This is a genomic window from Stenotrophomonas sp. NLF4-10 (assembly GCF_022359915.1).
Classification (GTDB): domain Bacteria; phylum Pseudomonadota; class Gammaproteobacteria; order Xanthomonadales; family Xanthomonadaceae; genus Stenotrophomonas; species Stenotrophomonas daejeonensis.
Window position 1 is genome coordinate 3,498,899 of sequence record NZ_JAKSEE010000003.1, and the last position, 14,587, is coordinate 3,513,485.

Genomic DNA, 14,587 nt, shown 5'->3' on the forward strand with positions numbered 1-14,587 from the left:
ATTCGTGATGGCGGCCACCATAAAGCTTCCCATCATGGGAAGGTCAACAACCCATCGGCAACGCCATTACGGGGTGCGCTGGAACAGCACGCGCTCGGAGCGGTGCAGGGCGAACCCCTGCGCGTAGTCCACGCCCAGCGCGCGCAGCACCTCCAGATAACGCGCGTCCTCCACCCATTCGGCCACCACCTTGGCGCCGCGCTGGTGGCCGATGCGGGCCACCGCGTCGATGATGATGCGGTTCATCGGGTCGCTGTCGAGGTTGCGCACGAAGCTGCCGTCGATCTTGATGACGTCCACCGGCAGGTTCTTCAGGTAGCCGAACGAGGCCATGCCGGCGCCGAAGTCGTCCAGCGCGATGCGGCAGCCGGCCGCGCGCAGGCGCTCGATCATCCGCACCACCCGCAGCAGGTCGCGCACGGCCACCGTCTCGGTGATCTCCAGGCAGACCTTGCGCGGCGGCACCGCGTGGCGTTCGAGGGTGTCGAGGATGAAGTCGGCCAGCCCTTCGTCCTCGATGCTGGCGCCGGAAAGATTGATCGCGCAGGTCGCCAGCGTGTCGCCGCACGGGTGCAGGCGGGCGAAGTTGGACAGCGCGGTGCGGATCACCCAGCGGTCCACCGCCGGCATCAGCCCGTAGCGTTCGGCCGCGCCGAGGAACGCGCCCGGCAACACCACGCCGCCGCTTTCGTCGCGCATGCGCAGCAGCAGCTCGACGTGGGTGGCCGGCGCCAGCGTGCCATCCAGTTGCACCACTTCCTGGTAGTCCAGCAGCAACCGGTCCTGCTCCAGCGCCCAGCGCAGGCGGTTGGCCCATTCCATCTCGCCCATGCGCCGGGTGGCGTCATCGTCGTCGCCGTGCACGCGGACGCGGTTGCGGCCGTCGTCCTTGGCCAGGTAGCAGGCGCTGTCGGCCCAGGCCAGCAGGTCCTTGAGGGTGCGCCCGTCGCGGTCGACCATGACCACGCCGACGCTGGCGCTGACCGTATAGGTACGGCCCTGCCACATGAAGGTGGAGCGCTCGATGCAGCAGCGCACCTGCTCGGCCAGCGCCAGCGCCTGCACCGCATCGACGTCGAAGGCCAGCAGGCCGAATTCGTCGCCGCCCAGCCGCGCCAGCAGGTCGCCGTGGCGCAGGCCGCCGCGCATCGCCTGCCCCAGCTGCACCAGCAACTGGTCGCCGGCCATGTGCCCGGACAGGTCGTTGATGATCTTGAACTGGTCCAGGTCGATGTACATCAGCGCGAACGGCTCTGACGCCAGACGCCCGGCACGGTTCATCAGCGCCTGCCGCAGCTGGCGCTCGAACTCGCGGCGGTTGCACAGGCCGGTGAGTTCGTCGTGCGTGGCCTGGTAGCGCAGGCGCTCGGTCATTTCCCGTTGCGCGCTGGTGTCGGTGGCGACCATCAGCAGGTGCGGCGCGGCGTCCACTTCCACCCGCGCCAGCGCGGCATGCACCCACAGGCCGGCGCCGATGCCGTTGAGCACCACCGCCTCGCGGCTGTCCCAATGGCCGTCGTCGGCGACGGCGGCCAGCGCCTGCGCGCCCAGCGCCGGGTCGGCGAACAACGCGTCCAGCCGCATCCCGGCCACGCGCCCGAGCTGGGTGCGCGCGGCGTGGTTGGCGTGGATGATGCGGCCATCGCCGGCACCGGCCAGCAGCACCAGCGCCGGCAGCAGTTCGTTGAGCACGCGGAAGCGGGCCTCGCTCTCGCCGAAGCGCGCGCTCATCTTCCGCCCCAGGTCCACCGCGCGGCGCTGGGTGGCGCCCTGCGACCACAGGAACAGCGCCAGCAGCACGCTGATCGCGCTGCCGGAGGCGAGGATCAGCCACAGCTGCGTCCAGTTGCCCAGCTCCGCGCGCGGCCACAGCCGCAGCTCCCACGTACGCCCGCCAAACTCGACGCGGCGCACCCGCACGCCGGCGGCGGCATCGTCGGCCGGCAGCGGCGCGGTGGCGAATACCTGCGCATGCTCCGGCGCCGCGCCCGCGTCGCGGATGTCCACGTGCATGTGGTCGAGGATGCTGCCCTTGAGCGCGTTGCCGACCATCGGCTCCAGCCGCAGGCTGACCGCCAGCGCGCCCAGTTCGCGCGCCTGCCGCTCGGCCAGCGTCGTCGGCGCCGGGCCGCGCGTGTACGCCGGCAGGCGCACGGTGACGCCCAGCGCCGCCTGCCCTTCACGGTCGCGGAACTGCAGCAGCGTGAACGGTGCCGACAGCGCCGGGGTGTCGGCATCGCGCGCGCGCAGCAGCGCGTCCATGTTCTCCGGCTGGCTGGCGATATCGAAGCCCAGCAGCGCCTCGCTGCCCTGCAGCGGTGCGAGGAACAGGTAGCGGTAGATCCCGCGCCCGTCATCCGGCGCGGTTTCGCGGCCGGCGAAGCCGGTCAGCACGTAGCCGTGGAGCCAGTCGCCCGAGCGCAGGTTGCGCTGGTAGTCGGTGAAGGCGGCCTGGTCCATCGGCTGGCTGCTGGACAGGAACACGGTCTGCATCGAGCGCAGCACCAGCGCGGTGTTTTCCAGCGATTCGCGCAGCCGCTGCGGCGCGGCGTCGGCCAGCGAGCGTTGCAGGGATTCGACCTTCTGGTGCTCGACCTTCCATTCGCGCCGCGCCAGCTCGGCGGTCAGCAGCAGGCCGGCCAGCAGCGCCGCCAGCGCCCACAACGGCGAGGCGAAGCGGTACGACGGCACGCCCGCGGCGACACCGTCATGCCCTCGCATTGTGTCTTCTTCATCCATGCCGGCGGCTCCCCCTGTCATGTGGTCCTGCCCCACGATGACCCTGCGCCGCGATTGTTAGCACAATCCACTGCAGGCCGCGACTGCGGCGGGACATGGAAGCAGGTGCGCCGCCCTATCCGGCGGGATGGAAGCGGAACGTGCACCGGCGATGCGCGGGGCGCGGGATCACGCCACGGCCACCCGCACCACATGGTTGATCCCGCGATGGAACATCTTCGCGTAGGGGCACACCCGCTCGGTGTTGCGCACCAGCTCGGCCGCCAGCGTCGCATCCATGCCCGGCAGGTACACGACGATCTCCGCCGACAGCAGGTACAGGCCATCCACCGGGTCGCGGGCGAAGGTCACCGCCACCTCGATGCCGGGGTTGTCGAGCACCAGCCCCGCGCGCGCGGCCACCAGCACCAGGGCGCCGTGGAAGCAGCCCGCGTAACCGGCCGCCAGCAACTGCTCCGGGTTGGTGCCGCCACCCGGCCCGCCCAGCTCGGGCGGCAGACGCAGGTCGACGGCAAGGGCGCCATCGTCCGAGCGCACCACGCCGGAGGCGCGCCCGTGCCGCGCCTCGCCTCCGCTCACCCGCACCCGGCCGGTATACAGCGGGCGCGCGGCATCGCCGTGGTATTTGTCGAGCACGCTGGAGGGCGGCGGCTTCAGTCCGGTCATCGGGTCTTCCCGCAGGGGGTGGCGTGGATGCGCAGGGATGCGCTCATGTGCGGCTCAGGCCGCCCGGTCCTGCGCCAGGCCGGACTGCCGCAGCCATTGCTCGAAGCCCACCTTGCCCGTCCACGCCGACCCGGCCGGCACCAGCGTGTCGTCCTGCAGCCGGGCACCGAAGTAGCTCGCCAGCGCATCGCCCACCACCTCGCGCGCATCGCCGGTGGCGGCGAGGAAGCGCTGCACCAGCGCGGCCATCGGCGCGCGCTCCGGCCCGGCGATCTCGACCACCCCGTTGGCCGGCGGCATCAACGCCACGCGGGCCACCGCGTCGGCCACCTCCTCGGCGGCGATCGGCTGCACCAGCGCGGTCGGCAGGCGCAGGGGGCCGCCGTCATCGGCGGACTGGACGATGCCCGGCAGGAACTCGAAGAACTGGGTCGAGTGGATGATGGTGTAGGCGATGCCCGCCTCGCGGATCAGCCGCTCCTGCGCGATCTTGCCGCGGAAGTAACCGCTGGCGGCGAGCTTGCCGGTGCCGACCACGGACAGCGCGACGTGGTGGCGCACCCCGGCCCGCGCCGCGGCGCCGAGGATGTTGCGGCCGGCCGTCTCGAAGAACGACAGCACCGCCGCGTCCTCGAACGACGGCGAATTGGCCAGGTCCACCACGACTTCGGTACCGGTCATGGCCGCATCCAGGCCTTCGCCGGTCAGCACGTCGATGCCGGTGGACGGCGCGGCGACCACGGTTTCATGGCCGGCCGCACGCAGGCGCTCCACCACCTTGCTGCCGATGCGGCCGGTGCCGCCGATGACGAGAAGCTTCATGACATGTCTCCAGAAAGTGGGGAAGGCCGCGCGGGGTGCCGGTGGCGCGGGAAGCCATCCTAGGAAGCCGCCGGCCGCGGCAGTAGGCCCGCGCAGGGACGCGCAGCGTTGCCCCGTGCGCACCAATGGCAATCACGCCCACGCCGGCTGCGCCGGTGCTTCCCGGGCCGCCGCCTGCTGGCGGGCCTCCCAGTGCGAGACCACGTCCAGGTCCAGCGCGCGGATGCGCTGGGTGCTGAAATCGATGAACGCGCGGATGCGCCTGGGCAGCTGGCGGCGGCTGAGGTAGCACAGGTAATGGCCGCGGTCGTGCGGCGCATAGCGGTCCAGGCAGGTGACCACGGTGCCCGCGCGCAGCGCTTCGCACGCCTGGTAGCTGGGCAGCTGGGCGATGCCCAGCCCGTCGACCACCGCCTGCAGCACCAGGTCCCCGTCGTTGAACACCAGCGCCGTGGCTGGCTGCGGGCTCACCGCGTCGCCATCGACGCGGAAGTCCCAGCGCTGCAGGCGGCCGCCGGGCAGGCGCCGGCCGATGCAGGCGTGCGCGGCCAGCTCCTCGACGCTGGCCGGCAGGCCGCGGGCCCGCGCGTAATCCGGCGCGGCGCACACCACCAGTTGCATCGGCACCAGTTGCTTGGCGATCACTTGGCTGTCCTCCAGCAGGCCGTCGCGGAAGGCGACGTCGATGCGGTCGGCGGCCAGGTCCGGTGCCTGTTCGTCCAGCAGCAGCTCCACCGAAACCTCGGGGTATTCGTCGCGGAAATCCGCCAGCAGCGGCGCGATCACCCGGCGCCCGAACCCGTGGGTGGCGCTGATGCGCAGGTGCCCCCGGGGCGGGCCGTCGCGCAGGTCACGCATCTCGTCCAGCGCCTGCAGGATGCAATCCACGCCGGGGCTGCAGCCCTCCAGGAACAGTTCGCCCTCGCCGGTCAGCGAGGTCGAGCGCGTGGTGCGCAGGAACAGCCGCACGCCGAGCTGGTCCTCCAGCTTCCGCACGCTGCGGCTGACCGCCGAGCGGCCGATGCCCAGGCGGTCGCCGGCACGCGCGAAGCTGCCTTCCGCGGCCACCGCGATGAAGGCCAGCACGCCCGCATAGCTGGTGGAGAACGAGGCGTTGAGGGAATCGCGGCCATCGGCGGCCGCGAAGGGTTGCGAGGTGGATTTCATGGGGTTCCCGGTTCCAGGTGGTCGCGATGGGCCCGCAGGCAGGCGCGCGCCTGTTGCAGCCGCCGCCGGCACGCCGGTGGTTCCAGCCCGAGCAGCGGTGCGATGTCGTCGAAACCGGCGCCCAGCACGTCGTGCAGCAACAGCACCGCACGGGCATCGGGTGGCAGTTCGTCGAGCGCGGCAAGGAATTCCTGCCAGACGCGCTCGCTGGCGGGCAGCAGGGCATGGCGATGGGCGGATGCGGTGTCCATGCCCGGCAGACGGGCGGGCACCCGCGGCTGTGACAGCGCATTGGTGCCTTTCGCGCACCACGGTGCGTCCCCGCGCCGGCCTACCGGCCGCGGCGGAGCGACCGTAGCCTCGCACCGCTCCCGTCACCCCAACCGCAAGGAACCATCGCCATGACCGCACGCCTGGACTACGCCAAGCAGTCGCCCGAACTGTTCAAGAAGCTGGCCACCTTCTCGCAGGCCACCCACGCCACCTCGATCGAGGCCACGATCCACGACCTGGTCAACATCCGCGCATCGCAGCTCAACGGCTGCGGCTTCTGCCTGGACATGCACGTCAAGGAAGCCACGATCCGCGGCGAGCGCCCGCTGCGCCTGCACCACGTCGCCGCCTGGCGCGAATCGAACCTGTTCAGCCCGCGCGAGCGCGCCTGTCTGGCGTGGACCGAGGTGCTGACCGAACTGCCCGCGCAGGGCGTGCCGGACGAGCTGTACGAGCGCGTGCGCACGCAGCTGTCCGAGCAGGAGATCGTCGAGCTGACCTACGCGGTGATGGCGATCAACGCATGGAACCGCGTAAACGTCGCCTTCCGCACCGAAGCGGGCACGCTGGACAAGGCCTTCGGCCTGGACAAGGCCGGGCTGGCCTGACGCCGGTGGCGCCGGCGCCGCTTTCCATCCCGCCCACGTGCCGCGACGCGATGGGCCACTGCAGGAGATCCGCCATGCGTTCCCTCCCCTTCCTGACGCTGCTCGCCCTGCTGCCGCTGGGTGGTTCCGCCGCCGAGCCGCCCGGGCCGGTCGTGCACGACGTGATGACCCGGGCGCTGCCCGACTACCCCGGCAAGGAAGCGTTGATCCTCACCGTCGAGTACCCGCCCGGCGGTGCCGATCCGGTGCACCGCCACGATGCACACGGCTTCGTCTACGTGCTCGAAGGCCATATCGTGATGGGCGTGGCCGGCGGCCGCGAAGTCGCCCTGGGCCCGGGTGAGGCCTTCCACGAGGGCCCGCACGACCTGCACACCATCGGCCGCAACGCCAGCGCCAGCGAGCCGGCGAAGTTCGTCGTGTTCCTGCTCAAGGACATCGGCAAGCCGGCGGTGCTGCCGCCGCACTGAGGCAACCCCGCCGCACTGTGCCCTCTCCGGAGGGCGCAGCGCGGCGCAACCGCCGCAGCCATCCCGGCTCCCCTCTCCACGCACAGCGCGGCCCCATCGCGCCACGGGTCCGCCCATCGGCAACCGCGGCCGGCGGCGCCGGTGTCACAATGCAGGCATCCCATCCGTCTGCATTGGCGTGGAAGACCCCACCGACCTGTTCACCCGCCTGCGTCCGCGCCTGTTCGGCGTGGCCTACCGCATGCTCGGCTCCGCGGCCGAGGCGGAGGACGTGGTGCAGGACGTCTGGCTGCGCTGGCATGGCGCCGAGCGGGAGGACATCGCGAACCCCGAGGCCTGGCTGGTCGCCACCACCACGCGCCGCGCCATCGACGGCCTGCGCCTGGCCCGGCACGCGCGCGAGCACTACGTCGGCATGTGGCTGCCCGAGCCGCTGCTCATCGACGACAGCGCCACCCCGGAATACGTGCTGGAAACCGCCAGCGACCTGTCCCTCGCCTTCCTCAACGTGCTGGAACGGCTGGCGCCGGACGCGCGCGCCGCCTTCCTGCTGCGCGACGTGTTCGACCAGGACTACGACGTCGTCGCCCGCACGCTGGGCAAGACCGAGGCCGCCTGCCGGCAGATCGTGCACCGCGCGCGCCTGCAGCTGCGCCAGGAACGGCCGCGCTACAACGTGTCGCAGGACGTGCACCAGCGGCTGATGCGCCGCTTCGCCGAGGCGGTGTCCAGCGGCGACTTCGCGACGATGAAGACCTTGATGGCCGAATCGGCGGTGCTGGTCGGTGACGGCGGCGGCATCGTCACCAGCTTCCCGCAGCCGCTGCGGGGCGGCGTGCGCATCGCCCAGTTGCTGTATGCCCCGCAACTGCGCCGCCGGGACCAGCTGCGCATCGTGCCGGCGATGTTCAACGGGCGCATGGGCCTGCTGCGCTATTTCGACGGCATGCTGGAATCGGCGATGGCCTTCGACACCGATGGCGAGCGGATCGTGGAAGTCCTGGTGCAGCGCAATCCGCACAAGCTGCAGCGCCTGCTCGAACAGCGGGTGACGAGCATCCGGTAGCGCCCGTGCCGCTATGGCGCGAGCGGCGCCTGCTGCGATGGTGGGGTGGAGGTTGCGGCAACGCCGGGCGCGATCTCCAATTCCCGCTCCAGCGCGCGACAGGCTGTTGCGATGGACGTGCCATCGGCATCGTCGCCGGTCCAGTACGCCGCATTGCGGCCCATGTCGCCCAGCGTCAGGTACAGCCAGCTCAGCAGCGCGGACAGCGGCACGATCGCCCAGCACGCAATGGCGCCGATGACGTCGTCGTCGAACAGCACCAGCGGCCCCATTGCATCGAGCAGGCCGAAGGGCAGCAGCAACCCGAAAGCGACCGGCAGCAGGACATCGACGATGGCATGGCGGCCGGCGGCGGTGTCGTCCCGCAGGCGCTCGGCGGCGGCCTGCCGCCTCTGCAGCTCATGCAACAGGCGATGCAGTTCCAGGAACGTCGCGGCATGCAACCGATCCTCGGCCAACAGCACCTTCAATGCGTCGCCCTGCAATTGCAGTACCTGGCCGGCCATGTTGTCCGCGGCAAGGATGCAGCTTCGCTCATGCGCATCGACGTGCCGGCCCAGCCCGCGCCTCAGGATCGCCATCTGTCCGGGCGCCTGGCAGCCCAGGTCGTACTCCATGCCACGGCCGGCAGCTTCCCGGCCGTCGTCGGGCCGCACCTGGTGACGCAATGCCGCCAGCCATGCCAGATGGCGATGGACCAGTTTCTGCGCCGCCGCATCGTCCGGCAATGCGCTGCGGACCAGCAGCGCCCAGCTGCGGCTGGCGGCGGCGATCGACGCCCACACTCGCCGCGCATCGGCTGCACGCGCATGGCCACGTGCGGCCTTGAACCCACCACTGACCGCCAGGGTGAGCCCCAGCATCGTCAGCAGGCTCCACGGCAGGATGATCCACTGGCCATCGGTCCAGCGGTAGAGCACCACGACCGCCGCCGCATAAACCGTGGCCGGCAACAGCGGGCGTTTCGTCCAGCGGATGCGGTCACCCGGAACACACGTGTCTGCAGCATGCATGGCTGCGTTCTCCTCGTTGGCATGGAGGGCCCGATCCTTCGCCGAACCAGCTCGGGTCGACCCGACCCGCCTTGGAACCGCGTCACGGCCGCAGGAAGGCCAGCAGATCGTGGTTGAGCCGCTCCTTGTGCGTCTCGGTCAAGCCATGCGGTGCGCCCGGATAGACGATCAGCTTGGCTCCTTCGATCAGCGCGGCGGACAGGCGGCCGGCCACGTCGATCGGCACGATCTGGTCGTCGTCGCCGTGGATCACCAGCGTGGGCACGTCGAACTTCTCCAGGTCGTCGCGGAAGTCGGTGGCCGAGAACGCGGCGATCGAGTCGTAGGTGTTCTTGTGCCCGCCCTGCATGCCCTGCGCCCACCAGCTGTCGATCAGGCCCTGCGAAACCTCGGCGCCGGGACGGTTGAAACCGTAGAACGGGCCGGACGGGATGTCCCGGTACAGCTGCGAGCGGTTCTCCCGTTGCGCCTTGCGGATGCCGTCGAACACCTCAATCGGTACGCCGTTCGGGTTGTCGTCGGTCCTGAGCATGAACGGCGGCACCGAGCTGACCAGCACCGCCTTCTTCACCCGGCCGGTGCCGTGGCGGCCGATGTAGCGCGCCACCTCGCCGCCGCCGGTGGAGAAACCGACCAGGGTGGCGTCCTTCAGGTCCAGCGTGTCGATCACCGCGGCCAGGTCGTCGGCGTAGTGGTCCATGTCGTTGCCGTCCCATGGCTGGCTGGAACGGCCGTGGCCGCGGCGGTCGTGGGCGACCACGCGGTAGCCGTGGCCGGCCAGGAACAGCATCTGCGATTCCCAGCTGTCCGAGCTGAGCGGCCAGCCGTGGCTGAAGGTCACCACCGTGCCGTCCTTCGGCCCCCAGTCCTTGTAGTACAGCTGCACGCCATCAATGGTAGTGATGCAGCTGGCCGTACGGGCGGTGGTGATGGAGGTATGGGCAAGGGTGTTCATGGTGTTGTCTCCTGCGGGAGTGACAGGCAACCCAGCAATCGCCAACCGGAACCACGGGGGTGCGGTGTCGCAAGGCTGATCGTGGGAGTTCGGACAAGGGCGTGCCTGCATCGGGGCAAGCAGGCACGCACGGCCGGTAGGCGCGATCAGAAATCCCAGAACACCGGCACCCAGCGGAAAGCATCGCCATCGGCGGACACGCGGCCGATGGACGGGAACGGCAAGTGGGTGGCCACCAGCATCTCGCCGGTCCCCGCCAGCTCCCGCAGCAGCGCGATGCGCACGCGTGCCGACTCCTCCGGGTCATGCTCGAAACCGTTGTGCCAGTTCGGCTGCTCGAAGCCGACCGCGAACACCGCATCGCCGGCGAAGGTGAGCGCTTCGCCACCGGAGGCCAGCCGCACCACGCTGTGGCCCGGCGTGTGCCCGCCGGTACGGCGCACCGTCACGCCCGGTGCCACCTCGTGCTCATCCTCGAAGGTATGCACGAAGCTGCCGTATTCGCTCCAGAAGTGCGTGGCGGTGGCGCGCAGCGCATCCGGGAAACCCTGCGGCATGTTGGTGCGGGTGAAGTCCGGCGATTTCCAGAACTCCACTTCGGAGGCGGCGATGTGGATCCGCAGGTCCGGGCGCAGGCGCTCCTTCACCCCGTCCACCAGCAGGCCGCCGATGTGGTCCATGTGCATGTGGGTGATCACCACGTCGGTGATCTCGGCCAGGTCGATGCCGGATGCGCCCAGGCGGCGGATCAACTGGCCTGCGCGCGGCAGCTGCAGGTCCGGGTCCGTGCCGAGGCCGGCGTCGATCAGGATGGTGCGGTCGCCGCTGCGCACCACCATCACGTTCAACGCCCAGTCGAACGCGTCCTGCGGCAGGTACATTTCCTCGAACCACTCCGCGCGTTCGGACGGCTCGACGTTGTGGCCGAGCATCTTCGTCGGCAACGGCAACACGCCGTCGCTGACTACCAGCACGTCTATGTCGCCGACCTTCAGTGCATAGCGCGACGGAACCAGTTCGTCGAGCGCGGTGGCGGTGGGAGTTGCGGTGCTTTCCAGGCTGAACATGATGAGATCTCCACGAGATGACTGCTGGCTGGCAGCAATGCGGGGCTGGCAGGTCGCCGGTGGCCCGAACGTTTCTGAAGCCCGCCCTCGCCCGGCGCAGGGCACATCGATGCGAGGCGGAGTGCCCGGCAGGACGGCGCTGCTAATTCGGTTGAAGGCGAGGTCCCTCGCCACAGGCGTTGGACTCAGACCACGGCAGGGCGCCGTGTGGAATCAGCGTAGGAAACGCGGGGGAAAGGCAGTAGACCCGTGGGCGGGCTCACGGTGTTGCCCGTTGCGCAGCAATGGCGGGAAAACCGGACGTGCCGCGTGACGCAAATCGCTCAAGACGGCATTGGTGCGCCGATCAACCCGGGTACGACGATCATGAGAATGGCCATCGCAATGAAGGCTCGTGCACGTTGATGGTCGGCAAGTGCCACTGCGGGTTGCCGGAATGCGCAGGTTGCGTTGCGCGGCACGAATGCAACCTTGTGTTGCCCCACCAGCAATCACATTCGTCACCCAAGAGATTGCTGGGGAAGAACTTCTCTCTGACGGCCCGCCGCGGTTACTCGCAGCGTTACTCACATTCGCCAGAAGGGGACTGGATTCGAAGCCTGACGATCGCTGTGAGCCGTGGAGCAATGGTCCCACGCTGTACAGGAAAGTACTATTCCAGTCTTCTTCATCGTGCCGCGCTTGGGGCTCACCCCCATGGGCCGTGGGGACAATTGGACAGGGGACGTAGCCGATGGCCGCCACACAGAAGCCGGGACGCGATGGCGTCAAGTATTGGCGAGCCGTCGACGCCATTGAGGCGTTGGGCAGCGCGTCGCTGGCCGAGGTTGAGGAGTGGGACCTGTCGCACCACCCTCACGACCCGTTGGGCAACGCCCGCGCCGACCTGGAGCTGTTCACGGTCAACTCGCCCAGTCGAGTGCACTACAACTACTCGCGCACGAACTGGCGAAGTGACCAGGATCACCCGCACGACCGCTTGTTCAAACTGGTCGATCCCGGCCCGCCGCGGCGCACCCGCTACGTGCTGTTCAATCCAGCGGATCACGGGCACGTAGCCCTGCAAAAGGGTGGCGACGGAAAGTGGAAGGTCCTGCCCCTGGTCATCCATGACCAGGGGCAGGTGGAGGCAGATGCGCAAGCGGGGGCGTTCGCCGCTCCAGTGGATAGCGACCACGACGCCCGCGTTTGGGCGATGCGCGCCGTGGCCCAGCGCCGCGGCCAGCCGTTGTTCCGCGCGAAGCTGCTGGACGCCTACGGCGGTCGCTGCGCCATCACCGGGTGCTCGGCGCTTGAGGTGCTGGAAGCCGCGCACGTGCTGCCCTACAAGGGCACACATAGCAACCGGGTAGATAACGGCCTTCTGCTGCGCGCCGACCTCCACACGCTCTTCGATTGCCAACTACTGTGGATCACCCCCGTGCATACGGTGGCCTTGGCGCCGTCCCTACTCACCACCGACTACGCCGGCTTGCAGGGCAAGGCACTGGCCTTGCCCGCTTCACGGGCCCACCGCCCCAACGCGGCTCATCTGGCCGATCACGCGGCACGGTGCCAGGCTCGCCACTCGGGGCTATAAGCCGATGCGACTCTTCGACCTGCTCAAGGTGTGGCAGCCCGTGTTTGACGCGTCAAAGGCCAAGGTCCACCTGGCGCGTTACAACGGCAACGAGCGGCCGCTGGAGGGTTCTACCCCGAAATCACGGACGGTTGTGAAAGAGCTTGGAACTCCCGATCGCGCCTGGCGACTCTTCGCCGCATCCTCGGGTTATGGAACCGCTCGACGTATTCGAACACATCAGTCTTCGCTGCATCGAGTGTCAGGTACTTCGTGCGGTAGATCCGCTCGCGCTTGAGCACGCCGAAAAACCCTTCGCAGGCCGCGTTGTCGCCGCAGTGTCCCACCGCGCTCATCGAACAGACCAGGCCGTTTCTCGACAGATACCGCTGGTAGTCGCCGCTTCGGAATTGACTGCCGCGATCGGAATGCAGGATCACCGGCTCCGCGCCTTGCCGCTGCCATACCGCCATCTGCACCGCCCGGATCACCATGTGCCGGTCCTGCCTGTGGTGCATCGACCAACCCACCACGCGCTGGTCGAACAAATCCAGCACGATGCATAGATACAGCTTGCCTTGTCCTGTTTTGATCTCAGTGATGTCGGTGACCCATTTGGTCTCCGGCTCCAGTGCGGTGAAGTCCCGCTCCAGCAGGTTGCGCACGCCCGGAGGCGTGAGCGCCGGCCGTCCGCGCTGACCGCGCCGCTTCGGGCGCGGCCAGCCCTGCAAACCCTCGGCCGCCATCAGTCGCGCCACGCGGTTCAAGCTGGCCGACTCGCCCTGATCGACCAGGTCTTCGTGCATGCGACCGGCGCCGAGAGTGCCACGGCTGTCCTCGTGCATCTCGCGGATTCGCGCGGCCAGGCGCTGGTTGTCGCGCTGTCGGGCGCTGGGCAGTCGCTGGCTCCAGTCGTAGTAACCGCTGGCCGACACCTTCAGGCAGCGGCACATCAGTCGAACCGGAAACGCGTCGCGGCAACGTTCGATCACCTGATACCTCAGGATGATCCCTTGGCAAAGAACGTCGCCGCTTCTCGCAAAAAATCCCGTTCCTTCCTCACCCGGGCCAGCTCGCGCTTGAGGCGGGCCAGCTCTTCGTCCCGGGGCGTCCCGCTGCCGCCGAAAGCCACCACCCCCTGGCTCTGGGCTTCCCGCTTCCAGCGGGTCAACAGGGTGTCGCGGATCCCCAACTCCCGAGCCACTTGGGCACAGCTCACACCCGGCTGGCTGGCCTGCTCAATAGCACCGCGCTTGAACTCGGCGCTGAACTTCCTTCGCTTCGACATGAACACTCCTCAGGCCTCGATCGGCCTTCTCGTAAGTGTCCGTGAAAACGGGGGTGAACCCCGAGTCAGTCCCCATGAGCCAGAAAAGGCCCAAAAGCCTGGAAGTATGAGGTGGTGCGTCCGCTCTCGGCCACAACCGGACGTTTGACGCGAGTCGCATCACGCCAAGCTTCTGGACGTAGGAGAACGCTGACCAACCCCTTCACAAGGAGTTGGTCATGGCAATTCTTAACACATCTCCGCCCCGCGAACCTTGGAACAAGGGAAAGCTGATAGGCCAGAAGGCCCCGCTGAAGCTGAAAGACATCTGGGCCATCCGAATTAGGTTGCAGCTGAACCACAATATCCGCGACCTCGCCCTATTCAACCTCGCAATCGACTCCAAGCTCCGTGCCTGCGACTTGGTGAAGCTCCGGGTATCGGATGTCTCCCATGGCGGGCAGATGGCGGCGCGCGCCATGGTGATGCAACAAAAGACGGGGCGACCCGTCCAGTTCGAGATTACCCAATCGACTCGCGAGGCCGTGCAGGCTTGGATTACCCATGCCGAACTCAAGTCCTCGGATTTCCTGTTCACCAGCCGAGTTTCGGACTCATGTCACCTTTCGACGAGGCAGTACGCCAGGATTGTCCATCGTTGGGTGGAAGACGCTGGCCTCGAATCGGGCTCCTACGGCACACACACGATGCGCAGGACCAAGGCTTCGTTGATCTATCGCCGGACGCGAAATCTCAGAGCGGTCCAGCTATTGCTTGGACACACGAAGCTAGAAAGCACCGTGCGTTACCTGGGCATCGAGGTTGATGATGCCCTGGAGATCGCCGAACAAACGGATGTCTGAAGCCATAAGGCTCGCTCCTCGACCTTTGAGGGTCGAGGAGCGGCCAGGAGCCG

General features: G+C 68.6%; 14 protein-coding genes. 5 read left to right on the plus strand and 9 right to left on the minus strand.

Features of this window, described 5'->3' with window-relative positions:
• Positions 1-66: 66 nt before the first annotated feature.
• From MIC98_RS16570 to MIC98_RS16590, 5 genes are all read right to left on the minus strand, one after another.
• On the minus strand, positions 67-2,721 hold the full coding sequence (locus tag MIC98_RS16570; RefSeq protein WP_239737918.1) for an EAL domain-containing protein: 2,655 nt from the start codon (positions 2,719-2,721) through the stop codon (positions 67-69).
• Between the two features lie 186 nt (positions 2,722-2,907).
• The gene (locus MIC98_RS16575; protein ID WP_239737919.1) at positions 2,908-3,405 is read right to left on the minus strand and encodes an Ohr family peroxiredoxin; all 498 of its coding nucleotides are present in this window, start codon (positions 3,403-3,405) and stop codon (positions 2,908-2,910) included.
• A gap of 54 nt (positions 3,406-3,459) precedes the next feature.
• Positions 3,460-4,227, minus strand: coding sequence for an SDR family oxidoreductase (locus MIC98_RS16580; protein WP_239737920.1), 768 nt, complete (start codon positions 4,225-4,227; stop codon positions 3,460-3,462).
• A gap of 132 nt (positions 4,228-4,359) precedes the next feature.
• Positions 4,360-5,394: a LysR family transcriptional regulator gene (locus tag MIC98_RS16585; protein WP_057641265.1), complete on the minus strand. Its 1,035-nt coding sequence runs from the start codon at positions 5,392-5,394 to the stop codon at positions 4,360-4,362.
• Positions 5,391-5,645 carry a sigma factor-like helix-turn-helix DNA-binding protein gene (locus MIC98_RS16590; protein ID WP_239737921.1) on the minus strand — a complete coding sequence of 85 codons (255 nt, stop codon included), beginning with the start codon at positions 5,643-5,645 and terminating at the stop codon, positions 5,391-5,393. Before MIC98_RS16590 ends, MIC98_RS16585 begins: the two co-directional genes overlap by 4 nt.
• A gap of 150 nt (positions 5,646-5,795) precedes the next feature.
• Between MIC98_RS16590 and MIC98_RS16595 the strand changes: the two genes are divergently transcribed.
• The 3 genes from MIC98_RS16595 (at position 5,796) to MIC98_RS16605 (ending at position 7,811) form a co-directional block, all read left to right on the plus strand.
• On the plus strand, positions 5,796-6,275 hold the full coding sequence (locus tag MIC98_RS16595) for a carboxymuconolactone decarboxylase family protein (protein WP_239737922.1): 480 nt from the start codon (positions 5,796-5,798) through the stop codon (positions 6,273-6,275).
• A gap of 74 nt (positions 6,276-6,349) precedes the next feature.
• Complete coding sequence (locus tag MIC98_RS16600; protein WP_239737923.1) at positions 6,350-6,745, plus strand: cupin domain-containing protein; 396 nt, start codon at positions 6,350-6,352, stop codon at positions 6,743-6,745.
• A gap of 178 nt (positions 6,746-6,923) precedes the next feature.
• On the plus strand, positions 6,924-7,811 hold the full coding sequence (locus tag MIC98_RS16605; protein WP_239737924.1) for an RNA polymerase sigma-70 factor: 888 nt from the start codon (positions 6,924-6,926) through the stop codon (positions 7,809-7,811).
• 11 nt (positions 7,812-7,822) lie between these two features.
• On the opposite strand, the gene MIC98_RS16610 is transcribed toward MIC98_RS16605, so the two are convergent.
• The 3 genes from MIC98_RS16610 to MIC98_RS16620 form a co-directional block, all read right to left on the minus strand.
• On the minus strand, positions 7,823-8,824 hold the full coding sequence (locus MIC98_RS16610) for a bestrophin family ion channel (RefSeq protein ID WP_239737925.1): 1,002 nt from the start codon (positions 8,822-8,824) through the stop codon (positions 7,823-7,825).
• A gap of 82 nt (positions 8,825-8,906) precedes the next feature.
• On the minus strand, positions 8,907-9,779 hold the full coding sequence (locus MIC98_RS16615; RefSeq protein ID WP_239737926.1) for an alpha/beta hydrolase: 873 nt from the start codon (positions 9,777-9,779) through the stop codon (positions 8,907-8,909).
• A 146-nt stretch (positions 9,780-9,925) separates the two neighbouring features.
• Positions 9,926-10,846 (minus strand): MBL fold metallo-hydrolase, encoded by a 921-nt coding sequence (locus MIC98_RS16620; RefSeq protein ID WP_239737927.1) that lies wholly within the window; start codon positions 10,844-10,846, stop codon positions 9,926-9,928.
• A gap of 733 nt (positions 10,847-11,579) precedes the next feature.
• On the opposite strand from MIC98_RS16620, the gene MIC98_RS16625 reads away from it, so the two are divergent.
• Positions 11,580-12,425 carry an HNH endonuclease signature motif containing protein gene (locus MIC98_RS16625; RefSeq protein ID WP_232528824.1) on the plus strand — a complete coding sequence of 282 codons (846 nt, stop codon included), beginning with the start codon at positions 11,580-11,582 and terminating at the stop codon, positions 12,423-12,425.
• 110 nt (positions 12,426-12,535) lie between these two features.
• Here MIC98_RS16625 and MIC98_RS16630 read toward each other — a convergent pair.
• A protein-coding gene (locus MIC98_RS16630) for an IS3 family transposase (RefSeq protein WP_239734866.1) occupies positions 12,536-13,692 on the minus strand; the annotation gives its coding sequence in 2 pieces (ribosomal slippage) (positions 12,536-13,452 and positions 13,452-13,692; 1,158 coding nt in all).
• Between the two features lie 218 nt (positions 13,693-13,910).
• On the opposite strand from MIC98_RS16630, the gene MIC98_RS16635 reads away from it, so the two are divergent.
• On the plus strand, positions 13,911-14,534 hold the full coding sequence (locus MIC98_RS16635) for a tyrosine-type recombinase/integrase (protein WP_239737928.1): 624 nt from the start codon (positions 13,911-13,913) through the stop codon (positions 14,532-14,534).
• The last annotated feature ends 53 nt before the right edge of the window (positions 14,535-14,587 follow it).